Genomic DNA, 24,822 nt, shown 5'->3' with positions numbered 1-24,822 from the left:
CAATAAATATACCTTAATAATTTTTAAGTTCACAAATTGGTCACAGTTTTTATATTGATATAAATTAATTATTTTTAAAAACCGATAGTACTTCAAAGTAGCATTCTTAACACATTTCCAATGTTATTTCAAGGATTTAAATAAGACACATGCTCATTATTTCGTGAGATGATATCATCTCCTTTTCAATCTAATTATGATATCCAAATGAGAATCATAAGTCGCTTCCAAAAAAAATTTACAGCTCACCCTTCATATCCTTCCCATATTTTCCCTAAAAAATTCTTAATAAAATTTCAAAAAAAAATACGAACCCACTCGGCCCGTATATTTGGTAATTGGTTCTATTTTATTTAGTCATTGCTTTTTCCAAATAAGCTTTTTCGCTTCGGTGAACCTTACGGCTGTTTTCGGCCAGTTTACAACGTCCCACCATTTGTCCACATAGGCTGCCCGATTATTTTTATATTGCAGGTAATAAGCATGTTCCCATACATCAAGAACAAGAATTGGGATCGTATCCCACTGAGTCAAAACCATATGCAATTCCGATTGAAGTATTTCTAGCCGCCGCGCACGCGGAACCCAGACTAGAATCGCCCAGCCAACACCTTCTACTTGTTTGGCAGCTTCGCTAAAATGACTCTTAAAAGCGGCAAAGCTTCCAAAATCCGTCTCAATCTGTTTGAGTAATTCCCCCCTTGGCTGTCCGCCCCCTCCCGGTATCATCTCTTCCCAGAACAGCGTATGCAGATAATGGCCTGACCCATGAAAGGCTGCTTCCTTCTCCCAATGTTTCAACAAGGAAAAATCTCTCGTTTCCCTCGCTTTTTTCATCATCAATTCCGCTTTATTCAGACCATCGACATATGTTTGATGATGCTTATCATGGTGCAGATACATGATTTCCCTTGAAATCGTCGGTTCCAACGCATCATACGCATAAGGCAAAGGCGGTAGCGTATGCTTCCCAATCGGCACTGGCTGCCTATCCTGTACACTGAATTCTCTAGCGAGTTCTTCAATTTCCTCATAGACCCGAGCCATCTCTTCTTCGATCAGGACCATATGCTCATAATCCATTTCTTCCTCATCCATATCTTTTGTCAATTGGGAAAGCCGTTCAATATTTGACAGCAATGGCGAATCGGTGATATCGATCTTCTCAAGATATTCCATCACTCCATCAATCCAATCACTTACCTCTTTAGCATAATCTCTTTCATCAAACATCTTGCAACCTCCTCTTAACCTTTAGGCACATAAATCATCAAAGTATTTTATGTTTCGATTAAGCGGAGATTCCATTTATAGCAAAAAAAAACAGCTAGGCCATTTAAGCCCAGCTGTTTCATTATCTTGACTGTAACATTTTCGTCCGGTAATCCGTTTCATAAAACTCCAATTCTTCACGCATGGTCTGGAATCCACTTTCCACGGCCTTCAGAATGGATATTATGCTGTCAGGTACACTTTGGTGAAATTTAATCGAGTTTTTTCCTGTATAGGCAGATCTGCTGTCCTCAAACCACCGATCTGATTTTGGGGAAAAGTATTCTTCGATACATTGATGATAAACTCTATAAAGCGTCTTTTCAGCTGCAGCTTTATTGAAAACATCATTTTTCAGAACGATTTGGCAAGCCTCCAAGCCCTCTTCACAACTTACAAGCATTCTTCTTAAACTGGAAAGGATTCCTTTATAATAGGTTTCATCCCCGCTTTTTTCTTCTTGCAGCTTAGAATAGGTCGTCTCATTTATAAATTCCTCTAGTTGAGCCACTGTCGTTTCTAAAAACCCTTTTACATCCTCAAGCTGAGATTTTACCAATGTATTCCCCAACCGTGAACCCTCCTCAAAATGATTAAGATTGAATATAATAGTCAACATGTGACTCTATATCATATGGTTTAGCTTGGTCAATCGATATAAACACTTTCTCCAATTTTTGAAAATCTATATTTTCGAAATAACCAGCCAGCTCTTTTTCTGCATTTATATAAATACGTTTTCGGTTAACCAGGTTCGGGTCTTTGAGTAGACAGACCATGGCAATGATATCAGCCATATAAATATCTCTGTTAGGACTTTTGAATATAGGATTGGCGGGATATGGGGTCCAACGGGTGACCATCTCATCAAAATAGCGAAGATACAGTACATTCAGCGTCTTTTCTTCTCCATCCTTTATGTATCGTATAACGGATCGATTAAAGAATTCCTCAGGTGAATTTGACTTTTCCTTTTCAAGCCCAAACCCATTGCATGCTACAATTCGCACCCGCAATCCCTCCGCATTCATTTTTTTCTATATTATCACAATTTATTGAAAAATGTTATTCGATTGTTTGCTGAAATTTTTCAAAAAACAGATCGGCTTCATCATTTTCAAAGCCATCATCCGAATTATCGGCGAGAGGCGGCAATTCATCGATGGAATTCAGGCCGAAGCAATCCAAAAACTCTTTTGTTGTCCCATATAAATAAGCCCGGCCCGAGCCTTCAGCACGTCCGACCTCTTTTATTAAGACTTTAGTGACAAGTGTATGAATGGGACGATCCGTTTTCACTCCGCGAATTTCATCAATTTCAGCTCTAGTAATCGGCTGCTTATAGGCAATGATTGCGAGTGTTTCCAAAGCCGCCTGTGACAATCCTTGATTGCTTGATGTTTCCACCAGCCTTTTCAAGTAATCCGAGTGCTCTTTCTTTGTCGTCATTTGATAAACACCCGCTATTTCGATCACCTGAATCCCTCGTACATCCGATATATATTCTTCTTTTAAACTTTCAACGATGTCCGTTGCTTGATATTCCGTAATTTCCAGGACAGAGGCAATTTGTTTGACGGATAGCCCTTCATCTCCGGCAGCAAACAATAATGCCTCAAGAATCCCTTTCCAATTAATAACTTCCAACTGGTTCTACACCTTCCTTAGCAGCAATCATGATATCCGAAAAATTATCTTCCTGTTCAACGATGATCTCATTTAATTTCATCAGTTCCAGCACCGCCATGAAAGTGATGACGATATGCTCTTTAACAGGGAGCGAGAACAGTTCAAAAAAACTTTTCTTTCCTTTAATCGATTGTAACTCAATCATGATTTCATCCATTCGTTTCTCTATCGATATCTCTTGTTTTGTTACCTTCGTATAAAGCGGCTTTTGAATTTTTTGCCTTCGCAGCAGTTTTTGAAGAGCCCCCAACATATCGTATAGACTGATATTCAACTCTTGCTTATCACTTTCCGCTTCTTTTACATAAACTGATAAATCGCTAGGGGGTTTGGTGAAAATCAAGCTTCTTTCTTCTTCCATCCCTTTAAATTCTTCGGCTGCATTTTTATACTTTTTATATTCTAATAGTTTTTCCACCAGCTCATCACGTGGATCTTCCTCAAATATTTCCCCATCTTCATCAATCATCAGTTCATCTTCATGCTTTGGAAGCAGCGTTTTACTCTTGATGGCAAGCAGCGTTGCAGCCATCACCAGATATTCGCTGGCGACATCCAATTCAAGATGCTGCATCGTATGGATGTAACTTAGGTATTGATCTGTAATATCAGCCATCGGAATATCGTAGATGTCTATTTCCAGGCGATTAATCAAATGCAGAAGTAAATCCATCGGTCCTTCGAAAGCGTCAATTTTTATATTATAACCCATTAAATTACCTCATTTAAATCTAATTGGTCCATATAGACCTATTTCTTTTACTAATCAAGTATAGTGGATTGCCGCCCTTTATCCAAATAATAATTTACTGACCTTAGAAAAGTTTTTATTTGGGATTACCGTCAAATGGGTCATTGCCCAATCACATTCTGAAATCCAACATAACCTAGAAATGTAAGAATAGCAGAACAAAGGAGGTACTCATTATGGGTGCAGGTGGTTTTGGAAGCGGCGGCGGATTCGCGTTTATAGTAGTATTGTTCATTTTATTAGTTATCGTCGGTGCTTCATGGTGTTAATTGAAGACTGATGAATCAAGCTGATTGCTTTGCAATCGGCTTTCTTTATTTTCCAAGAAAAAAATCTATGCTAAACTTAGTGTGTATACATAGCGGGTGTTAGGCTATTAGAAATGGCTTTTTGCCTTACTTTAGATGAATCCATCAAACAAAAGGGGTGCTCCTATTGAATTACGCGGAAGACTACCTTTCTTTCCTTGTCCATTTCCATGGGCCAAGGGATTACTTCGAATGTCATGAAATTCTTGAAGAATATTGGAAGGAAACCGCACCAAAAGAGCGTGACTCTCATTGGGTCGGGCTCATTCAAATTGCGGTTGCCCTGTATCATGATCGCAGGGGAAACAAAAAAGGTGCTGTAAGGACCTTGTCTAAAGCCCTAGCAAATCTTCACCATAAAAAGGCCGAGATCCTGAAGTTGGGACTCGATCCAGAACGACTGTTCAAATTGCTCGAGGATACCCATGAGCGAATGTCATCACATAAGCCATATAAAAGCATTGATCTGCCGATAACCGATAAAAGCTTGATCGAAAAATGCCAGTCCATCTGTTTGCAAGAAGGGTACATTTGGGGTACGGATAGCGACATGTCTAATTCATCCATAGTTGATAAGCATCTGATTCGTGACCGTTCGGATGTCATTTCAGAAAGGGCTCGGCAACTATCCCTTCGAAAAACAAGAATGGAGGACCGCCCTTAAAGGCGGTCCTCCATTTATGCTTTCCTATTCAAAAATCTTAACACCTGTCAAGAAAGCTTTCCGTAAACTCATTTGCTTTCAATTCTTTGTCAGGATATTGCTCCTTGATGGCCCTGACCATCGTTTTACCGATACCTTGCTTCCGGAAGGATGGATTTACGGATATATGTTGTATCTCAATATGGTTTGGAGAGACTTCTATCCCGATCAAGCCCGTAATCTCTTCATCTTTCCATAAGAACAGCTGTAGATTTTCATCCGTTTCATAATTCTTCATCGTATTCCGAAGCGTTTTTATCTCTTTTTCATTTGGCATGAAAGATAATAATCCCATGGCAAATTTCTCATAACTTTTCTTATACTTAATCAACATAATATCCCTCGTTACTAAATAACGTTTTTATTATCTTCCTGTTTCCAATTAATTTGCTTTGAATAATGATCCTCACATATATCATTTACATCATACATAAAAACCTCGTTCGTTTCAACATCACTTTCAGCACTTGATTTATCGATGTGCTATATGCTAAGCGATAAACAGCCAATATATGATTCCCCACATCAAAGCGATAATAAGCATCATAAGTAAAAGAGCCTTATTACTTTTCCTCATCCCATACTCCCTTTATGAATGGTCCAAATATTTAAATATCGAATTCATTCTACTATAACTTAACACAATCTGACAAATATCCTTGCAATCTTGCTTCGATTTTACTACATTGGTAAAGTGATCTAGGTTCATAGAGTGCCCTCTTAGGTAAAAAAGGCAAAGATACACCAAACTTTTTCGTTTAAAACCGTAGCTATCCAGGGCTATATAAATTTTTTTCAGGAAAATATGTATCTTTTTTATCCTTTGTTTCGTCAAATACTATGAATCTGATTTAAAGCGCCGCCCTTTTATTGAAAGATTCCCAATTCAGCAGGAAAAGTTAAGGAGGATTATCATGAAAAAAATGAATAAATGGGTCATTGTGACCATTTTATTATGTCTATTATTGCCATATAAGGCTTTTGCAGATGCAGCTGTTGGTGAAATGATCGTCACACTTGGTGAGAATCTGACAAATGAACAAAAAAATATGATTTTATCAGAAATGAAAGCACCGAACGATGTTGAGGTCCTGACGGTTACAAATGCGGAGGAACATGAATACTTGGGAGACTATATCGCTAGCCGTCTGATCGGTACAAAAGCGATTTCATCTTCCGCCATTACTTTGGAGGAAAAAGGTACCGGACTTAAACTGGAGTCGAAAAACATTAACTGGGTTACCGATGAAATGTATATCAATGCACTGGCAACTGCTGGAGTAAAGGATGCTACCGTTTATGTCACTGCACCTATACCCGTTTCCGGTACAGCGGCTTTGACAGGAGTCATTAAAGCCTATGAAATCTCTGCCGACAAGAAGATTCCTGAAGATGTGAAACAGGCAGCGAATGAAGAAATGGTAAAAACAGCAAAATTGGGTGACGAAATCGGTACAGAAGAAGCCTCTGCACTGGTTACGAAAATCAAAGAGGAAATGGCTGCAAATCCACCAGCCAATACTGAAGAGGTCCGCGAAGTTGTCGAGTCTTCTGCAAAAGACCTTGGAATCACCTTAAATGATGCCCAAGTTCAAAGTTTAATTGATTTATTCAATAAGCTAAAAGAATTGGATATTGATTGGAACGCTGTCGGTGATCAGCTTACTGCAGCTAAAGATAAACTTTCCAACTTTCTTGAATCCGAAGAAGGTCAATCATTTCTGGATAAATTGAAAGAAGTCTTCAGTAGTTTAATAGACGCGATCAAGTCACTTTTCAGCTAATCAAATAAAAAAAGGATGGCCACTGCCATCCTTTTTTCTATTCTTTCGTGACGACTGCCGCTTCATGAAGGGCCAAATCCAAATGAATAAGATCATCGTACGTCTCTCGTTTGATGACCAACCGGGCTTCTCCTTTTTCGGCAAAGACGACAGCCGGTCTTGGAATCCGATTGTAATTATTCGACATGGAATATCCGTATGCCCCTGTACAAAATACCGCCAAGACATCACCGCGGCCGGCTTTTGGCAATGGTAAATCCCAAATCAACATATCTCCGCTTTCACAGCATTTCCCGGCAATGGATACTGTCTCTTCTACAGGGTCAAGGGGCCGGTTTGCAAGAATGGCATCATATTTCGCTTCGTAAAGAGCGGGACGTATATTATCACTCATGCCACCATCAACGGCAATATATTTACGGACATTAGGAACTTCCTTTTCGGAACCGACCTTATACAATGTCACACCGGCGTCCCCGACTAATGAACGGCCAGGTTCGATCCAGATTTCAGGCATCACTAAATCGGAATCGGCAATCAGGTTCTGCACTTCCCTGACGATTTCCTCAACATATTGAGATGCCGGCAGCGGGTCGTCCTCTTGTGTATACCGAATCCCGAACCCCCCTCCGAGATTCAATACCTTTGGTTGAAACCCTGCCGAGCCGTGCCAATCATTCAGCTTGCCGATAATTTTTTGGGCTGCAAGCAGGAAACCGGTCGTTTGAAAGATCTGGGACCCGATATGGCAGTGAAGCCCCAGCACTTCGAGGAAATCACTTTGCAGTGCTTGACGAAGGGCAGCTTCGGCCTGGCCGTTAATTAAATCAAAACCAAATTTCGAATCTTCTTGCCCTGTCAAAATATAATCATGCGTGTGGGCTTCGATACCTGGTGTTACACGAAGAAGGATTTTCACCTTTTGTTCACGGTTTGTACAAATCTCTTCCAACAGTGTCAACTCTGAAAAATTATCGACTACTATACAGCCAATGTCATGATCCAAAGCCATATGTAGCTCTTCTTCACTTTTGTTATTTCCATGAAAATGAATCCGTTCTGTTGGGAAATTTGCCTTAATTGCCGTATACAATTCGCCTGCTGAGACAACATCGAGAGAAAGTCCTTCTTGCTCTGCCAACTGAATCATGGCAATCGAAGAAAAAGCCTTACTTGCGTAGGCAACTTGAGCTGAAATCCCCAATTCCTCAAATGTTCGCTTGAACCCTCTTGCCCGTTCGCGAATTAGCTCTACGTCATAAACATATAATGGTGTTCCAAATTGCTCGATCAATTCGATCGTGTCCACTCCGCCAATCTCCAGATGTCCACGTTCATTTACACCACCGGTTCCGTACAAATGCATGATAGCCTCACCTTCCTGACTTAAAACTAAAGATTAATTAAGAAATGAGGCAGCCTCAAATAAAGAAACCCTGCTGTAAAAGGTCCTCTATATGAACAAGCCTCATCCGAATCGATATTCAATGTAAATATTTTTTCTATGACTGCTTTGTAGTTCGAAGGGAAAGACAGATTGGTTTAAACTCCAAAGAGTCCTAGTAGCTCTATCTCTTTGTGAAGCCTAACAATACCTCTTTATCCGAATAAAATTAAATTACCACAACTTTTCGACAACATCAACCTTTAGATTTTCTCGGCTGCCTATATAGATCCTGGGGATGTACAATACTCGGACGTTCTATAGTTCCAGGATAAGGCCTTCTAAATATTATATGTGACAGGGCCTTCGGCTGAAACGGGAGAAGCGGCCATAAATAAGGCGTATTTAACGTTTTTATACTAGTAAGCAAAATAATGTAGAGTGTGATGCCAATGATTAAGCCAGGCACTTTAAATAAAGCGACCAACACTAGCAGGACTAAGCGGGAAATTTTATTTGCAACCCCTAATTCTAAACTTGGAGTGACAAATGTACCGATTGTCGCTACGGAAGCATAGAGAACCACCTCAGGGACAAATAGGCCAACATCTATCGCTATCTGTCCTATCAAAACTGCCGCAACCAAGCCCATTGCTGTAGAAAGCGGGGTCGGGGTATGAACGGCCGCCATCCTTAAAAATTCTATCCCAATATCGGAAATGAAGATTTGGATCACAATGGGTATATGCGTTTTGTCATTCGGCCCGATATACTCGAACTTCTCCGGCAGGAGGGAGGGCTCTAAACAAAACAATAACCAAATCGGCAGCAAGTATAACGAAACGAAAATTCCCAAAAAACGGACCCAGCGCACCAAGGATCCAACGGCAGGTGCCTGCCGATATTCCTCAGCATGCTGCATGTGATGGAAAAGGGTGGACGGGGTAATGATGACACTCGGTGACGTATCCACATAAATAAGGACATGCCCCTCAAGTAAATGGGTTGCAGCTACATCAGCCCGTTCCGTGTACCTGACAAGAGGGTATGGGTTATATCTTTGCTTGACGATGAACTCTTCGATCGTTTTATCAGACATCGTTATGCCATCAACCTCAATGCTATTCAATTCCTTACGAACGATTTCAATTAAATCAGGATCGGCAATATCTTTAATGTAGCCGATGGATATATCCGTTTTCGATCGTTCCCCTACATGCAACATTTCGAAACGCAATCTTTCATCCCTGATCCTCCGTCTTGTTATTGCTGTGTTAATGATGATATTTTCGACAAAACCGTCCCTTGATCCACGGACGACTTTTTCCGTGTCGGGTTCTACTGGCTGTCTCCCGGGATAACTCCTGACATCCACAACCAATCCTATTGGTTTACCATCAACAACAACGACTATCAAACCGGATAATACCTGATCAACAAGTTCATCCATCGTCTTTATTTCCTCAACGGATTGGTGTACAAGCAACTCTTTGACTGCATCAAAAACTTTAGTAGTCAAGATTTCCGCATTTTTGTTATGAATAAGAGAATCGAGGATATCAATGATGTACTCTGTATCCGTCAGCCCGTTTATATAGTAAAGATGCACATCTTTTCTTAGGACCTTTATCCTCCTTACACCTAAGTCAAAGCTGACGCCCAGACCTACTTTCTCTTTCATGTACGCGTCAACTTCCGCTACTCTATCCGGTATCGGTTTCATGTTTTCAGGTTTTTCTGAAGTCATCATGACCACTCCTTTCCAATATGATTTCCACCGCTAGCTTCGTTATCGGTGCTCCTCTTTTAAAATCGTCCTGATGAGACATTTTCCCGATATCCCCTATCCCTACTACTATGGGAACATGCAATTGATCGATGCAATACACCGTATCCCCTGTAATCTTGCCGAGTTCAAATTCTTCGGCGCCGTATTTATCAACCCCATTCGGTGTCAGGTTACCATCACGGTCAATACAGATATCCACTTTGGTCCATTCTTCCCTTCTAGTCTTTGAAGCGACCGCTATCACTCCAAGGACATGAATATCAGGGTGGCCGGCAACTACCTTCATCGCCTGTTCGCCTGATCCTTCACCGATGAAACCGCTATCATCAAACATGACCAATACAGGATCATACTTCGCCTTTTTTATTAATTCAACTAGCTCCAAGCCCGTATATCGTGATGGATTACCTTGGGACATCGAGATACACCTGCCCCCTATTTCCTTGGCTACATGCTCGACAGCCCGTTTCGCATACTCATCTCCATCCGTAATCAATATCACTTTTCGTTTGGTCACCATCTTGGGCCTACCTTTCATCATCAGGAATAGTTACCTCATAAACTTATAAATCCACTAAATAAATCCATTGGAATAATGATCCGGCTATTTTTCCCAATACAAGTGCCATTAACAGATAAATGATTTTCTCTTGAATTCCGATCCGCTTTGACAGAACCGGAAACACATTCAGGACTTCAGTTAGGGCAGCAGCAAGCATTCCATTAAATATCCCGTCAGCCAAACCGATTGGAATCAATAAAAAATATGGGAGGGAAAGTTCCGTTTCCTGTAATCCTAACCATGTTCCTGCGACAACGCCGGCAATGATGGCTCCTTCGTAGTAATGAATCATCTTCATTGTTTTTGTCAGCTGAGTCAGTCTCGGAATCACCCCAAGTACAGTTAAAAACGCTACAAAACCCGCACCTGTCGCAAATCCCCCAGCTAAACCGACAAAGATTCCAAAGATGATTTTACCGGTCATCAAGGTGTCGTACATTCTCCTTATTTTCATTCATGATTACATAACTGTCCAAATCCTGCTGATAGTTGAACATTTCAACCTCGAGCGGACTAGGTTCCTCATTGAAGCGTTTTTTAAAAAAGTGATTAAAAAATAGAATCATGCCCATACCAAGGCCGAAGCTATATGGGATTTGGATCAATAACGGCTTATCATCCACTTTTCCCGTGATTATAGTGAAGATTTTTTGATGCACTTCCCCCATGCTGACATCCACATGAAAATTCATGATCGTCATCCCGCCGCCGACAAATAACAAAAACCAAACCAGGGCGAATGTCAGGTATGACATTTTCTTTTTCGAGAGGATGATTTCGATGATCGTTTGGGAGGGCCCGAATGTCTCCAGTTCAATAGTCGGATCCATCTTGCGGATGGCCACGATAATTTGAGCCAAATCAACGACAATAATATTCTTATCTTCCTTCTTGACCGTTAATAATATAATTTCTTCAATAATGGTAATCACTTCTTCAGGTCCGATTATCCTTGCAATATCTTTTATCCTCACCGTTTGATTTCCCTTTACTTGTACACGGTTCCTCATCCTGATATATACAACTGCCACTATCATCACATCCCGACCTTTTATTTCCTTATGCTAGTAGTATGGTTTGGAAGCAGTTTGAAAATGCAGGAAGTGAACCATGTCCAAATATTACTAATTTGAAAACAAAAAAAAGACACGCTGCAATGACAGCATGTCTTTTTGATTACAGATATACATTAATGAGTGGGGAAGAAAATCAGCTGGATCAAAAATATACATCCAAAAATATAAATGAGAGGATGTACCGATTTTCCTTTTCCACTGAATACCTTCATAAGTGGAAGTGTAATGAACCCGATCGCAATCCCTGTAGATATACTTGAAGTAAGCGGCATCGTTAAAATGATCGCAAAGGCCGGAAATGCCTCATCGAAAATTTTCCAATTTACTTTAGCTAGCCCTTCCATCATGAAACATCCTACAATGATCAAAACGGGAGCTGTGATCGCTTGAACGGAAGAAATTGCCGATATCAATGGAGAAAAGAAAATCGACGCAGCAAACAAAATTGCCACGACAGTAGCGGTTAATCCCGTACGTCCGCCTGCGGCCACTCCCGTGCTCGATTCAACATAGGCCGTCGAAGGACTAGTACCAAACATCGAACCGACTGTCGTCGCAATCGCATCACCTAAAAAGGCTTTCTTGGCACGAGGGATTTTTCCATCCTTCGTTAGTCCAGCCTGTTCCGTCACGCCAATCAAGGTTCCTGTCGTATCAAAGATCGTCACAAGTAAAAAGGCGAAAACAATGGAATATAATGAATTCGTGAAGACCCCAGCAATATCGATATCGAAAAATACCGGTGTTGGAGGCACAGATAAGACCCCATCAAAGTTGAGCAAACCAATAAAGTAGCCAATGATTGCCGTAATGATCATACCAATGAAAATTGCGCCTTTAATATTACGAGCCATAAAAATCAAGGTAATGAATAAACCTGCTAAAGCTAAAACGGTTCCAGGCTGGTGCAAATCTCCAAGCGTCACCATCGTTGATTCATTAGGCACTACGATTCCGGCATTTTTCAATCCGATAAACGCAATGAATAAACCAATTCCGGATGTGATGCCATATTTTAATGAATCAGGGATCGCATCAATTATCATTTTACGCAAGCTTGTCACGCTAATTAATAGAAATAGCAAACCAGCAATGAAAACTGTACCGAATACAGTCTGGTATGAAAGGCCCTGTGCCCCCACTACGCTGGCAAAATAAGCATTCAAACCCATCCCCGGTGCTATGGCAATCGGGTATTTTGCAATAAGCCCCATGCTAAGGGTACCAATCACCGCTGATATGACCGTTGCCATGAAAACTTGTTCAAATGGAATTCCGATTGAAGACAATAAAGCCGGATTCACAATAAGGATATAAACCATAGTTAAAAATGTCGTAACACCCGCCATGACTTCTGTACGGACATCCGTCCCATTTTCTTTCAGGGAGAAAAACTTTTCCAAAAACATATTTAGACCTCCAGATCTAAAGGAAACACCGACAACCGTTTGCACGAAAGTACAAGGTGTCCTAATATTGTACTGCATCGACGTTTTTCCTGATCGTTATTTTATTGAAAGAAAGATAAAAAACGAATGAGAAACGCGACCTTTACTATAATATTCGTTTTTTATCCTAAATTCAACTAAAAATTCGACCTCATTCATATTTTCGCCTTACTTGAAAAGGAATCACTTTTACTTTTTCCTAAAATCAAGATTTATTTTCAGCTCAATAAAAAACCACATGAATCACTGATTCATGTGGTTTTTCATTTGCTGAAGAATCTTCTTTTCCAGCCTTGACACTTGGACTTGAGAAATGCCGAGCCTTGCCGCCACTTCCGATTGCGTCTGATCTTTATAATACCTCAGGAAAACGATCAATCTTTCACGTTCATTCAATTCTTGTATGGCTTCTTTCAAGGCGATTTGATCGAACCAGGATGTTTCATTATGGTCGGCAATTTGGTCAAGAAGAGTAATCGGATCTCCATCATTTTCGTAAACCGTTTCATGGATGGATGAAGGGCTCCTGCTAGCTTCTTGGGCCATGATAATTTCCTCTGGGGACAGCTCCAGATGTTCCGCCAATTCATTGACAGTCGGAACACGGCCATACGTCTTTGAAAGTTCCTCTTTGGCCCTGCGAATTTTATTCGCCATTTCCTTTAATGACCGGCTTACTTTAACCGTTCCGTCATCACGGATAAAGCGTTGGATTTCACCAATGATCATTGGCACAGCATACGTTGAGAATTTCACTTCAAACGATAAGTCAAATTTATCCACGGACTTCAACAGGCCAATACAGCCTATTTGATAAAGGTCATCCGGTTCGTAACCTCGATTGAGGAACCTTTGCACCACTGACCATACAAGCCTCAGATTGCTGTTGACAATCAGGTTCCTCGCATCTTGGTCACCACTCTGGCTGCGTTGGATTAAATTCCGCAATTCCTCATCTTTTAAATGGGGCTGGCCTTTCTTGCTTTTCTCGTTTTTAACCTCCACATCCATATGCAAGTCTCCCTTAATTGCACAAAGCTCTGCTTGTAGTTAAGTGCTTTTTTAATCGAATGATCGTGCCTTCGCCCTTGTGGGAAATTATATTGATTTCATCCATGAAGTTTTCCATGATGGTGAATCCCATACCGGAACGTTCAAGTTCGGGTTTTGTCGTAAATAACGGCTGTTTAGCCTCCTCGACGTCTTCAATGCCCAGTCCTTCATCCCGGATGGTCAATTCCACAGTATCGCCTTCGATAACCACTGAAATATAGACCCACCCTTCCGGATCACTTTCATAACCATGGATAATCGAATTCGTAACGGCTTCTGACACGACAGTCTTGATCTCTGTCAATTCATCCATCGTCGGGTCCAATTGGGCAATGAAAGCCGCAACAGTCACCCTGGCAAAAGATTCATTTTGGCTAAGTGCAGAAAATTTCGTTTCCATTTTATTTTTCATCTTAGGCAACCCCCAGTCTTTGCAAAGCGTTTTTTTCGGATAGTTCCATTTTAACAATTTTAAACAACCCTGACATCTCAAATAACCGCTTTACTGCTGGAGATATTGCACAGACCACCATTTCACCTTGCTTTTTGTTCACCTGTTTATAGCGCCCTAAAATAACTCCGAGCCCTGAACTGTCCATAAAATCCAATTCTTCCATATTAAGGATGATATGCTTGATGTTATGCTTTTGAATGGCTGCCTCTGCCTGGTTTTTCAATTTTTCTGCTGTATGATGATCCAAATCACCTTTGAGACGAATGCACAATACGCTGTTTTTCGCCTCCATATTAATCGTAAGACTCATTATATACAGCCTCCTTCACTGTCTTATAAAGAGTCAAATTCTCTTTTTCACCTGCCGATTCCTCCTTACTAGCAAAACTAGTGGAGTTTCGCCTAAATTAGTACGATTAACAGGCAATGCGACAATTTATTCTATTTTGCCTGGGTAAACATGCCGAAAGCCCTTTTATACAATTGCCACCAGCTGGCATTTTCAACCGTTTCCTTCGCAACGATCGGAGATTCGACATACACCTTACCGTTTTTCTTCAATTCAAGCGTACCAATTTCATCCCCTTTTTTAATCGGGGCATCCAAATCTTTATCAAGTGTGATTTTTTTTGTAAAGTCCTTTGCCGTTCCGTTTTTGGCTGTCAAAACTGAAATCGGTTCACTTGTTACTCCCACCACGGTTTTTTTGTGTCCCTTACTTACCTTGGCTTCACCTAACACCTCGCCGCGTTTATAAATCGGGTATGTGACGTATTGTGAAAATGCATAATCCAACATCTTGGTGACCTGTGCGTTTCGTTCTTTTGGAGAAACGGCCCCGAAAACGACGGCAATGACACGCATATTGCCTTTTTTAGCAGTTGCTGTCAAACAATACTTGGCTTCATTTGTGAATCCTGTCTTCAATCCATCGACCCCAGGGTAAAATTTCACTAATCTGTTTGTGTTGACAAGCCAGAATTTCTTTTCGGTATTTTCACGGAGATAATCTTCATATGTACCCGTGAACCTTGTAATCGTATCGTATTTCAATAATTCCTTTGCCATGATCGACATATCATGTGCCGAACTGTAATGATCTTTAACAGGAAGGCCTGTTGCATTTTGGAACTTTGTATTTTTCAACCCGAGATCTTTCGCCTTTTTGTTCATTTTCCTAACAAATTCTTCTTCCGATCCAGCTAGACGTTCAGCCATCGCCACCGATGCATCATTCGCCGAACCAATCGAGATGCCCTTGAGCATTTGTTCTGTGGTCATTTCTTCACCTGGCTCGAGAAAGATCTGGGAACCGCCCATCGATGCTGCATACTCACTGGTCCTGATTTTCTCCTTCATGTTAAGTTCGCCTTTATCGATCGCTTCCATGATCAGCAGCATCGTCATGATTTTCGTCATGCTTGCCGGTGAAAGACGAACGTCTGCATCTTTATCATAGAGTACAGTACCTGTATCCCGTTCAATCAAAATAGCTGATTTAGCATTTGCCGCCAATTCGACCCCTTTTTCTTCAGCTGCTTTTGTATGCGGGATGCTAAAACCAAGTGCTACCAAAACGGTTAAAAATAGAGAAAGAATCCGCTTCATCTCCATACCCTCCAATCTTTATAGTTTTCATTTTTTCCATTAAACCCATTTTTATACAAATAAAGATGAATTTTGAAACACATACTGGATATATGGTAACAAGGTGAACCAAATTAAAAGAGGATGCGCATGGGCATCCTCTTTTAACATTCAATGGGATAAACGTAAAATGGCCGCTAAAAAGCGGCCTTTTTTGGAAAATGTTTATTCCATGATCTCTTTATAGATCAATGTAGGTTTTTCTATTTTCTCTTTTGAAATCGCAATGCTTTCATACAATTTTTCTTTTACCTTTGAAACATCTTCAAAATTGCTGTAAATCGTCACGAGGGATTCACCTTTTGCCACGGTTTCCCCGATTTTTTTACGAAGTACCAGTCCGACTGCCAAATCAATCTCTGATTCTTTTGTTGCCCGCCCGGCGCCTAAGAGCATGGCTGCCGTTCCTACCTCATCAGCGATGATTTCCGATACATATCCGTCCTCTTTCGCTTCCAGCTCGAAAGTATGAGCAGCCTGCGGTAGTTTTTCCGGCTGATCGACAACCGAACCATCGCCTCCCTGCGCTTCTAGGAAAACCTTGAATGAGTTAAGTGCAGAACCATCCTTAATCGCATTTTCCAGCAAGGTTCTTGCTTCTTCCAACGAGCTTGCCTTTTTGGCAAGGTATACCATATGGCTTCCTAGTGTTAAAGAAAGTTCCGTTAAATCTTCCGGTCCCTCTCCTTTCAGCGTATCGATGGCTTCCTTCACTTCTAAAGCATTTCCGATTGCGTAACCCAACGGTTGGCTCATATCGGAAATGACGGCCATCGTGTTTCGTCCCACATTGTTTCCAATGCTGACCATTGCATGCGCCAACTCTTCGGAATCTGCGAGAGTTTTCATGAAAGCGCCTGCACCCGTTTTAACATCAAGTACGATTGCATCAGCACCAGCGGCGATTTTCTTACTCATGATCGAGCCAGCAATCAAACCGATACTGTTAACGGTAGCCGTAACATCGCGCAATGCATATAACTTTTTGTCAGCTGGAGTCAGGTTACCACTTTGGCCAATGACAGCTATCTTATTTTTATTAACAAGTCGAATGAACTCGTCATTTTCTATTTCGACATGAAATCCTTTTACAGACTCTAACTTATCGATTGTTCCGCCTGTATGACCAAGACCGCGTCCTGACATTTTTGCTACTGGGACTCCTACAGCAGCAACCAGTGGTCCAAGCACTAAAGTTGTGGTATCACCAACACCGCCTGTTGAATGTTTATCGACCTTGATTCCTTCAATCATCGATAAATCAATTTGATCTCCCGATTCGACCATAGCCATGGTTAGATCAGCACGTTCCTGCTCATTCATGCCTTTGAAATAAACTGCCATTGACCAAGCGCTCATTTGGTAATCCGGAATCGTTCCATCGGTAAATCCTTTGATGATGAACTGTATTTCTTCTGTAGTAAGAGCCTTTCCATCACGCTTTTTCTCGATTAAATCTACCATTCTCATATTAGAATCCCCACTTTTTCAAAGACACCGCTCTCTTAGGTGTACTTGTATTTTTTTGTTCGTTTTATATGTCTTTAACGATAAGCTTAACAAACTCAAGAAAACTGCTTTTCACTTTTTCAGTCGTTTCAATTACCTCTTCATGCGACAAAGGCTGATCAAGAATGCCTGCGGCCATATTTGTAAGGCATGAAATTCCGAGCACCTTCATACCACTATGCCTAGCTACGATGACTTCCGGAACTGTCGACATACCAACTGCATCCCCGCCAAGGATCCTTGCCATTTTCACTTCTGCCGGCGTCTCATAGGTCGGTCCTGTATTTCCGATATAGACACCTTCTTTAATATCCAATCCTAGTGAAGCTGCTATTTTTTTTGCTTGTGTCCGAAGGTCTTTATTATAAGCCTCCGACATATCAGGGAATCTAGGGCCGAAACGTTCTTCATTAGGACCAATCAATGGGTTTGCCCCCATTAAATTAATATGATCCGTAATGAGCATCAAGTCACCTGGTTCATAGCTTTCATTAACGCTTCCGGCAGCATTCGTTACAATTAACTGCTCAACACCAAGTAGTTTCATTACACGTACTGGAAAAGTGACCTTCTCCATGGAGTAACCCTCATAAAAATGGAAACGTCCTTGCATGGCTACAACTTTTTTGCCACTTAAATGTCCAATGACAAGCTGTCCAGCGTGTCCCTCGACAGTCGATACCGGGAATTCCGGGATTTCGTGATATGGAATCGTTATCGGATTTTCAATTTCATCCGCCAATACGCCAAGCCCGGAACCAAGAATCAGCCCTATCTCCGGAGTGCCTTCAATTTTACTTTTTATAAATGATGCAGCAGTCTCTATTTTATTAAACATCTATTTAATCTCCCCTAAATTTAAATCGCCCAATATATTTTTTCCAAAGGCAGGCATTTTAACGTCAAAATTAGCAGCGACCGTCGCCCCAATATCAGCAAATGTATCACTTATCGGTAGTTCGGCACCTTCTGTAAATCGTTTGGAATAAACTAATAATGGTACATATTCACGTGTGTGATCGGTTCCTTCATGGACCGGATCATTTCCGTGATCTGCAGTGATGATCAATAAATCATCCTCTTTCAGTTTATCAAGGACTTCCGGCATCCGGGCATCGAATTCTTCCAATGCCTTTCCGTATCCCTCTGGATCGCGGCGGTGACCGTATAAAGCATCAAAGTCGACTAGATTAAGGAAACTTAACCCTTTGAAGTCCTGTTCTACCGTTTGGATTAATTTATCCATTCCATCCATATTGGATACGGTCCTCAATGATTCAGTGACGCCTTCCCCATCAAAAATATCAGAGATCTTCCCGATTGCGAGCACATCATATCCAGAATCTTTCAATTCATCCATTACCGTCCGGTTAAAAGGCTTTAACGCATAATCATGGCGGTTAGACGTTCTTTTGAAGTTGCCTGGTTCACCTGTGAACGGTCTGGCAATCACGCGTCCAACCTTGAACTCATCAGCCATTGTCACTTCACGGGCAATTTCACAAATCTTGTATAATTCGTCTATCGGGACGATATCTTCATGTGCAGCAATCTGTAATACGGAATCAGCTGATGTATAAACGATCAGCGCACCCGTTTTCATATGTTCCTCGCCAAGCCTTTCAATGATTTCCGTACCGCTTGCTGGGACGTTCCCAATAATTCCCCGCCCCATCTTCGCCTCGAGTTCATTGACTAATAATTCCGGGAAACCATCTGGAAATACACGGAATGGAGTCGATATATTCAACCCCATGATTTCCCAATGTCCAGTCATCGTATCTTTTCCTGTAGAGGCTTCCTTCATTTTCGTATAGTAGGCGAGAGGTTGCTGAACTTTATCGATCCCCTTGATTTCACGGATATTGCCTAAACCCAATTTTGCGAGAGTCGGCATGTTCAATCCATTCATTCGTTCTGCGATATGGCCAAGTGTATCAGCCCCTTTATCGCCGAATAAATCTGCATCAGGTGCTTCGCCAATCCCTACTGAATCCATAACTATTACGAATATTCGTTTAAATGCTGAATTCTCTTTCATGAGTCATTCCTCCTAAAATAGTAAATCACTTTTTATACTCTCTATAATACCCTTATCCTGCTCAGTTACTCTTCATTTAAATGAAATCGCGAGAACGTCAGAAGTCTGACCTCTCTACATTGTAAACGATTACCATGATGTAGACAAATAATATATTTCGGAATGAAATAAAGTGCACTGAGACGCACATTGGAATCATTTGCACCTATTACAGCAGTCGGTAAAAACGGAGAAAAAAGGCTGCTCCTCCAACTGCCTTGCAGTTACATTCACAACCTTTTCTATCATTCTATTATTCTTTTAAGCTCGCGGATGGAATTTTGAGTATACATCCTTGATCCGTATGTTCGTAATATGTGTATAAATTTGAGTTGTCGAAATATCCGCATGACCAAGCATTTCTTGGACGGCACGTAAATCAGCCCCGTTCATCAATAGATGTGTCGCGAAAGAATGTCTTAATGTATGCGGTGTAATCTCTTTTTCAATTTGTGCCGATTTCACAAGTTTTTTTAAAATCTTCCAAAATCCCTGCCTTGTCAGCCTGTTTCCATGATGATTCAAAAAAAGTGAATCTGTCCTGTGCTTGGGACTGGCCATTTTCCCCCGGGAACTTTCCATATAATGTTCAATCGCACCCAATGCAGTTTGTCCAATCGGAATGATCCTCTCTTTATTTCCTTTTCCTATGCATCGGACAAACCCCATCGATGCATGGACATCACTCACATTCATGGATATCAACTCACTGACACGCATCCCCGTCGCATACATCAATTCTAGCATCGCCTTATCGCGTAAACCGAATTCATCCATTTTCTTCGGGGCTTCCAATAGTGCTTCAACCTCTTCCATGCTTAATACCTTTGGAAGGCTTCGTTCTGGTTTTGGCGTTTCTATATGTATGGACGGATCCTGCTCGGTTACTTTTTCCCTAAGAAGAAATTGATGAAAAGACCGAATGGAAGCTATATGACGTGCCACCGTCTTCGATGATTTCCCTTGATCCTTCAAATGCACGAGAAAATGCAGGATGTTCACCCGCCTTGAATCATTCCAAGCTTCAATGGTTTCAACATCTTTCAGATAGCTCCAATATGATCTTAAGTCACGCTCATACGAGACGAGTGTATTCTTCGCAAGTCCTTTTTCAATGGTTAAAAAATGAATGAAATCCCTAATTTGATTCTCCATATCCATTACTCCCCGTTTAAATAAAACAACATTAAGCGTTCAAGCCATGCATCATCACCCGTATCAACAGCCTTCGATACTTTTACGGCCATGCCTTTCGGTTCATCATAACGATGATAACTTTGATATTCCTGATTTAACCATACCATTCCTATATAAAAAAGAACAGTGAAGCTAACAAAGAGAACCATCACTTTAGCCGTGTGCAAAACAAGCGATAATGATGTTTTCATCATCCTTCCCCTCCCATTCGATCCTTTGTATCAATCTATGCCCAACAGGACAAGTTTTATACGTGTTTCGGAAAGGAGAAAACAAAAACAGCTCTTCCTTGAGAAAATAGGTTTTAAAATGCAGAAAACCTTCTCCATTAAATGGAAAAGGCCCGACTTCATTCACCTTAATTTTCTTCTTTGTCATGACATCGATGACAAATGCCATGAAAGGTTAATCTATGGTCTTTAATCTTGAAGTTCCAGTCTCGTTCCACAATGTCTTCCACTTCTTCAAGTAGGTCTTCCTGGATCTCATCCACCGCACCACATTCCACGCAAACAAGATGATGATGGAAATGCGCAGCTCCTTCTTGTCTTAAATCATAACGGGATACCCCGTCTCCAAAGTTAATTTTATCTACTATCTTCAATTCAGTCAGCAACTCTAGCGTACGGTAAACTGTTGCCAATCCAATTTCCGGCGACTTTTCTTTGACAAGGAGGTAAACGTCTTCTGCGCTTAAATGATCCTCTTCATGCTCAAGTAAAACGCGGACGGTCGCTTCTCGCTGAGGCGTTAATTTGTAGCTGGACGAGTGTAACTGCTTTTTTATCCTATCAATTCTGTTTTCTATTTCCATACCTAATATTCCCTCCCGCGCCGCTATCTTATCCATTATAACAAAAGAGGGAAAACTGTCAAAATAGATTTCTTGTTAATGATAAAAAAATTTGCGGGAACGGTAAATTTCCATCAATGACCCAATAAACTTACGACATTTTTCATTAAAGAAGGGGAAAGGTACGCTTCAAACACGGCAGCCGTAATCAAAAATAACCCGGACAAAACCAATGAGAAAATATACCGCGAAATTATCGGCTTCAGCGGTTCACGAACCTGCTTTAGGAAAATCCGGCTGATCATTTTCATTGATAGTGAGACCGCAAGTACGGTTATTACGATGAATATCGGGACGATGAATATATTTTGGGGCAGAATAGCGACAAACGATAATAAAAACCCGCTCCATCCCATTTGATTGACTAAAAAGCCGACTGTGAATCCAACAACCATCCCTTTTATAAATAACAAAACCAGGATGACAGGCAAACCGATGACCGATATTCCGAGAATCCAGATGACCCCGATATATTTTATATTATGCATAATACTTTGGCTGAACATATCATGCGAAGATGCAAATTCACCCTTGGATACTTGTCCGAAAAATTGCGATAAGTAATAGAACAAGTCTTCCTTTTGGGTAAAGCTCAAACTATTCACCAATATTGCCCCGAAAATGACACCCATCAAAAAAAGCACAGTGATAAAGACATATAATGAGGAATGTTCGTTAATATGTTTCATTACGGCATTTTGTACGACAGATTTTTTTTTCATCTTTCATCCTCCCAACTCCGCTTACTAGAATCTATGTTTTCACTCTCTCATTTATGCTAAGAAAACTTTCCCCATCAGCCGAACTCCTTGTGCCCAATCCGTGTTATAATTTTCCATATCAATGATATGGAGGCAGGATATGAAAGCTATATTAATGGATTTTCCCGTAAAAATTGAAACCCCTCGATTATATCTAAGACCTTGTCAGCCTGGCGATGGCCTGGACCTTTACGAAGCCATTGCCCATTCTAAACCTGAATTGAAACAGTGGCTGCCGTTTGCACATCAAGATTTTTCGTTGGAAACCTCTGAACAGAACGTCCTTAAGTCCTTTGCGGACTTTATTTTAAAAGAGGATATCAGACTCCATATCTATAGGAAAGAAGACGATCAATTCATCGGCTCCACTGGACTGCACCGAATTAACTGGGATATCCCTAAATTCGAAATTGGCTATTGGATCGATACGAGATACAGTAAACTAGGCTACATAACGGAGGCAGTGGAAAAGTTAACTAAATTTGCCTTTTACCATTATGGCGCAAAACGAGTCGAAATCCGCTGTGACCCTAATAATATTGCCAGCAAACGGATTCCCGAGAGGCTGGGATTTACCCTTGAAGGTATTTTGCGTAATGACTGCCTTAGTGCAGACGGTAAGGAAGTGCGGGACACCTCCATTTATGCAAAAACAACAAACTAAAAAAGTCCTGACAGTTCTCATCTGTCAGGACTTTTTTCAGGTTAATTCCTTTTTGACCTTTCCGTACTTTCCTCCGCCCCCCACTTCAAAAGAAAGCGTCCCTTTTCTAGCAGAATCGATGTAGCACGCCAATTTTTCAGGAACGATTTCCATGAGCTGTTCAAGCGTGACTTCATGAAGGATATTCATCTCAGTTCCAAATGCCGCCAGCAGTTTTTCCATGGATTTAGGTCCGAGCCCTGGGATGAAATCGAGTGGCACTTGATGGATATACGGCGGCCTTTCCCTTCCGTTTCTTCCATCCAACTCGGAATTGGAGAGTTCTTCAATCCTGGACGATACCCCTTTAATAATGGATTTATTACCACACTCGGGACATTGTTCATCATCCCTCAATACCTGGTGTAAACACCCTGAACATACGGTTTGATGATACTTTCCCAATAAGGGGTTCAATCCATAATTAACGGCCACCTTACGATTCCCTGTTTCTTTAAGGGCTTTTGCCAGCTCATTGAAACTTGGTTCTTCAAGCAGGACTTTTTGATATTCACGGGCGATTTTCCCAAGCGAATGCGCATCGGAATTGGTCACGAAGACATAGGAGTCCAACTCCCCGATATCCTTGACCATTTCTGTATCTGAACTTAAACCAAGTTCGATGGCATCAATTAGCTTCGGATCGAATACTTCTGTCAGACTGGACCGTACACCTTTTCCATATAAGCTTTTAAATGGGGTAAAAACATGTGCCGGGATAAACAGGCCGCCCAGTGACTTCACGATCTTTTGCAGCGTTCTTCCATCACAATAAATCCTTTGGGAGCTCAAAGTGATATTTTTAACATGTCCGCTCATCCATAAGGAGAATTCCTTCATCGCTTTTAAAGTCGGAAAATAAGCGAGGACATGGATCGGTCCATTACAATTCTGATCATAAATTTCAATCTCCGAGCCTGGAATGATGGTTGTATTCTTGTATTGAAGTCCGCCTTCCATTTTTTCCGTGATTTCGCCATCAAGAATCCCCGCTTCGATCTCTTCGATAATTTCAGGAGAATGGCAATCGATTATCCCGATTAGATCAAGGCCCTTCCTTTCACTGGCCACTTGCAGCACATTGCTGAAAGTTAACGTTTTAGCACCTGTTATTTTCACGGCCCTTCCGCTTCTCGTTCTGCCTATATGAATATGCAGGTCAGCGTAAAATTCTTTCATTTATGATGTCATCGCCTTTTTCAACTGCAGGTACTGAACTGCATATGCCGTTTTGGCATCCTGGATTTTCCCTTCATCCATATAAGTTTGAGCTTCCTCCAACGTGAGTTCAAGCATCTCGACAAATTCATCCTCATCCAGTGGGGCCGCATTTTCTTTCTTAGTCAAATTGTGAGCCACATACAGGTGCACCAATTCATCGGCGAAACCCGGGGATGTATAGAAGGATATGATGTGCTCCATTTCTTCACATTCATAACCTGTCTCCTCTTCCAGCTCCCGTTTAGCCGACAGAACCGGCTCTTCGCCTACTTCCAGCTTTCCTGCAGGTATTTCCACCAAGCTCCTTTCCAGCGCTTTACGGTACTGCTCAACCATGATGATTTTATTGTCTGCCGTGAGAGCTATGATGGCAACCGCCCCCGGATGTTTGATTATTTCGCGTTTACCCGTTTTCCCATCTGGAAGCTCTACATTATCCACTTGCAGGCTGATGACCTTTCCCGTGAAGATTTTTTTCGAAGACAGCGTTTTTTCTTCAAATTTTTTCATCCTGACCACTCCTCTGTTCTAATTGCAGCATGATTCCTCATACATTTTACCATAATAGAGATGGAGGG

General features: G+C 41.2%; 29 protein-coding genes. 4 read left to right on the top strand and 25 right to left on the bottom strand.

The genetic code is table 11. The annotated features are described in order from the left end of the window. Positions 1–357: 357 nt before the first annotated feature. The 5 genes from ACQKNS_RS14590 to ACQKNS_RS14570 form a co-directional block, all read right to left on the bottom strand. The gene (locus tag ACQKNS_RS14590) at positions 358–1,233 is read right to left on the bottom strand and encodes a superoxide dismutase (RefSeq protein ID WP_427643809.1); all 876 of its coding nucleotides are present in this window, start codon (positions 1,231–1,233) and stop codon (positions 358–360) included. A 121-nt stretch (positions 1,234–1,354) separates the two neighbouring features. Then, positions 1,355–1,843: a YpuI family protein gene (locus ACQKNS_RS14585; RefSeq protein WP_034308117.1), complete on the bottom strand. Its 489-nt coding sequence runs from the start codon at positions 1,841–1,843 to the stop codon at positions 1,355–1,357. A gap of 22 nt (positions 1,844–1,865) precedes the next feature. Beyond that, the gene (locus ACQKNS_RS14580) at positions 1,866–2,282 is read right to left on the bottom strand and encodes a hypothetical protein (RefSeq protein WP_427643807.1); all 417 of its coding nucleotides are present in this window, start codon (positions 2,280–2,282) and stop codon (positions 1,866–1,868) included. Positions 2,283–2,337: 55 nt separating this feature from the next. Continuing rightward, on the bottom strand, positions 2,338–2,919 hold the full coding sequence (gene scpB / locus ACQKNS_RS14575) for an SMC-Scp complex subunit ScpB (RefSeq protein WP_427643805.1): 582 nt from the start codon (positions 2,917–2,919) through the stop codon (positions 2,338–2,340). Continuing rightward, the gene (locus tag ACQKNS_RS14570) at positions 2,906–3,673 is read right to left on the bottom strand and encodes a segregation/condensation protein A (protein ID WP_098370821.1); all 768 of its coding nucleotides are present in this window, start codon (positions 3,671–3,673) and stop codon (positions 2,906–2,908) included. The genes scpB and ACQKNS_RS14570 overlap by 14 nt, the downstream gene beginning before the upstream one ends. A 215-nt stretch (positions 3,674–3,888) precedes the next feature. Between ACQKNS_RS14570 and ACQKNS_RS14565 the strand changes: the two genes are divergently transcribed. Continuing rightward, complete coding sequence (locus tag ACQKNS_RS14565) at positions 3,889–3,981, top strand: YjcZ family sporulation protein (protein WP_082630362.1); 93 nt, start codon at positions 3,889–3,891, stop codon at positions 3,979–3,981. Positions 3,982–4,147: 166 nt separating this feature from the next. Next, on the top strand, positions 4,148–4,684 hold the full coding sequence (locus ACQKNS_RS14560; RefSeq protein ID WP_427643802.1) for a DUF309 domain-containing protein: 537 nt from the start codon (positions 4,148–4,150) through the stop codon (positions 4,682–4,684). Positions 4,685–4,721: 37 nt separating this feature from the next. On the opposite strand, the gene ACQKNS_RS14555 is transcribed toward ACQKNS_RS14560, so the two are convergent. Continuing rightward, positions 4,722–5,057: a GNAT family N-acetyltransferase gene (locus ACQKNS_RS14555; RefSeq protein ID WP_377397336.1), complete on the bottom strand. Its 336-nt coding sequence runs from the start codon at positions 5,055–5,057 to the stop codon at positions 4,722–4,724. 580 nt (positions 5,058–5,637) lie between these two features. Here ACQKNS_RS14555 and ACQKNS_RS14550 point away from each other — a divergent pair. After that, the gene (locus ACQKNS_RS14550; protein ID WP_260320734.1) at positions 5,638–6,507 is read left to right on the top strand and encodes a DUF1002 domain-containing protein; all 870 of its coding nucleotides are present in this window, start codon (positions 5,638–5,640) and stop codon (positions 6,505–6,507) included. A 37-nt stretch (positions 6,508–6,544) separates the two neighbouring features. Here ACQKNS_RS14550 and lysA read toward each other — a convergent pair whose 3' ends face one another. The 17 genes from lysA to spoIIM form a co-directional block, all read right to left on the bottom strand. Beyond that, positions 6,545–7,873: a diaminopimelate decarboxylase gene (gene lysA, locus ACQKNS_RS14545; RefSeq protein WP_427643800.1), complete on the bottom strand. Its 1,329-nt coding sequence runs from the start codon at positions 7,871–7,873 to the stop codon at positions 6,545–6,547. A gap of 274 nt (positions 7,874–8,147) precedes the next feature. Then, positions 8,148–9,641, bottom strand: a complete 1,494-nt coding sequence (locus tag ACQKNS_RS14540) for a spore germination protein (protein WP_427643798.1) — start codon at positions 9,639–9,641, stop codon at positions 8,148–8,150. Further along, complete coding sequence (locus ACQKNS_RS14535) at positions 9,619–10,200, bottom strand: stage V sporulation protein AE (protein ID WP_427643797.1); 582 nt, start codon at positions 10,198–10,200, stop codon at positions 9,619–9,621. Before ACQKNS_RS14535 ends, ACQKNS_RS14540 begins: the two co-directional genes overlap by 23 nt. A gap of 43 nt (positions 10,201–10,243) precedes the next feature. After that, positions 10,244–10,666: a stage V sporulation protein AB gene (locus ACQKNS_RS14530; RefSeq protein WP_427644226.1), complete on the bottom strand. Its 423-nt coding sequence runs from the start codon at positions 10,664–10,666 to the stop codon at positions 10,244–10,246. Next, the gene (locus ACQKNS_RS14525) at positions 10,656–11,276 is read right to left on the bottom strand and encodes a stage V sporulation protein AA (RefSeq protein ID WP_427644224.1); all 621 of its coding nucleotides are present in this window, start codon (positions 11,274–11,276) and stop codon (positions 10,656–10,658) included. Before ACQKNS_RS14525 ends, ACQKNS_RS14530 begins: the two co-directional genes overlap by 11 nt. A 155-nt stretch (positions 11,277–11,431) precedes the next feature. Then, on the bottom strand, positions 11,432–12,727 hold the full coding sequence (locus ACQKNS_RS14520) for an NCS2 family permease (RefSeq protein ID WP_427643795.1): 1,296 nt from the start codon (positions 12,725–12,727) through the stop codon (positions 11,432–11,434). A gap of 282 nt (positions 12,728–13,009) precedes the next feature. Further along, complete coding sequence (gene sigF, locus ACQKNS_RS14515) at positions 13,010–13,777, bottom strand: RNA polymerase sporulation sigma factor SigF (protein WP_076365537.1); 768 nt, start codon at positions 13,775–13,777, stop codon at positions 13,010–13,012. 13 nt (positions 13,778–13,790) lie between these two features. Next, positions 13,791–14,231, bottom strand: a complete 441-nt coding sequence (gene spoIIAB, locus ACQKNS_RS14510; protein ID WP_034308139.1) for an anti-sigma F factor — start codon at positions 14,229–14,231, stop codon at positions 13,791–13,793. A 1-nt stretch (position 14,232) separates the two neighbouring features. Then, positions 14,233–14,583 (bottom strand): anti-sigma F factor antagonist, encoded by a 351-nt coding sequence (gene spoIIAA / locus ACQKNS_RS14505; protein WP_076365535.1) that lies wholly within the window; start codon positions 14,581–14,583, stop codon positions 14,233–14,235. A 131-nt stretch (positions 14,584–14,714) separates the two neighbouring features. Further along, positions 14,715–15,881 carry a D-alanyl-D-alanine carboxypeptidase family protein gene (locus tag ACQKNS_RS14500; RefSeq protein ID WP_427643792.1) on the bottom strand — a complete coding sequence of 389 codons (1,167 nt, stop codon included), beginning with the start codon at positions 15,879–15,881 and terminating at the stop codon, positions 14,715–14,717. Positions 15,882–16,085: 204 nt separating this feature from the next. Continuing rightward, positions 16,086–17,390, bottom strand: a complete 1,305-nt coding sequence (locus ACQKNS_RS14495; RefSeq protein ID WP_427643790.1) for a pyrimidine-nucleoside phosphorylase — start codon at positions 17,388–17,390, stop codon at positions 16,086–16,088. A 64-nt stretch (positions 17,391–17,454) separates the two neighbouring features. Then, a complete protein-coding gene (locus ACQKNS_RS14490; protein WP_427643788.1) occupies positions 17,455–18,267 on the bottom strand; it encodes a purine-nucleoside phosphorylase in 813 nt (270 codons plus the stop codon). Beyond that, a complete protein-coding gene (gene deoB / locus ACQKNS_RS14485; protein ID WP_427643786.1) occupies positions 18,268–19,470 on the bottom strand; it encodes a phosphopentomutase in 1,203 nt (400 codons plus the stop codon). A 300-nt stretch (positions 19,471–19,770) separates the two neighbouring features. Next, positions 19,771–20,664 (bottom strand): site-specific tyrosine recombinase XerD, encoded by an 894-nt coding sequence (xerD, locus tag ACQKNS_RS14480; protein WP_427643784.1) that lies wholly within the window; start codon positions 20,662–20,664, stop codon positions 19,771–19,773. A gap of 5 nt (positions 20,665–20,669) precedes the next feature. Then, positions 20,670–20,900 carry a YqzK family protein gene (locus ACQKNS_RS14475; RefSeq protein WP_370662551.1) on the bottom strand — a complete coding sequence of 77 codons (231 nt, stop codon included), beginning with the start codon at positions 20,898–20,900 and terminating at the stop codon, positions 20,670–20,672. Between the two features lie 164 nt (positions 20,901–21,064). Further along, positions 21,065–21,514, bottom strand: a complete 450-nt coding sequence (locus ACQKNS_RS14470) for a Fur family transcriptional regulator (RefSeq protein ID WP_427644222.1) — start codon at positions 21,512–21,514, stop codon at positions 21,065–21,067. Positions 21,515–21,633: 119 nt separating this feature from the next. Then, a complete protein-coding gene (spoIIM, locus tag ACQKNS_RS14465) occupies positions 21,634–22,281 on the bottom strand; it encodes a stage II sporulation protein M (protein ID WP_048680177.1) in 648 nt (215 codons plus the stop codon). 139 nt (positions 22,282–22,420) lie between these two features. On the opposite strand from spoIIM, the gene ACQKNS_RS14460 reads away from it, so the two are divergent. Further along, positions 22,421–22,984: a GNAT family N-acetyltransferase gene (locus ACQKNS_RS14460; RefSeq protein WP_427643783.1), complete on the top strand. Its 564-nt coding sequence runs from the start codon at positions 22,421–22,423 to the stop codon at positions 22,982–22,984. Between the two features lie 36 nt (positions 22,985–23,020). Here the strand turns inward: ACQKNS_RS14460 and ACQKNS_RS14455 are convergent, their stop codons facing one another. Further along, positions 23,021–24,202 (bottom strand): endonuclease Q family protein, encoded by a 1,182-nt coding sequence (locus ACQKNS_RS14455; RefSeq protein WP_427643781.1) that lies wholly within the window; start codon positions 24,200–24,202, stop codon positions 23,021–23,023. Next, a complete protein-coding gene (locus ACQKNS_RS14450; protein ID WP_427643779.1) occupies positions 24,203–24,754 on the bottom strand; it encodes an NUDIX domain-containing protein in 552 nt (183 codons plus the stop codon). Positions 24,755–24,822 lie beyond the last annotated feature (68 nt).

Source organism: Peribacillus sp. NPDC094092 (assembly GCF_050279365.1).
Classification (GTDB): Bacteria; Bacillota; Bacilli; order Bacillales; family DSM-1321; genus Peribacillus.
Note: the sequence above shows the minus strand (reverse complement) of the source record. Positions and strands in the feature narration are given on the sequence as shown.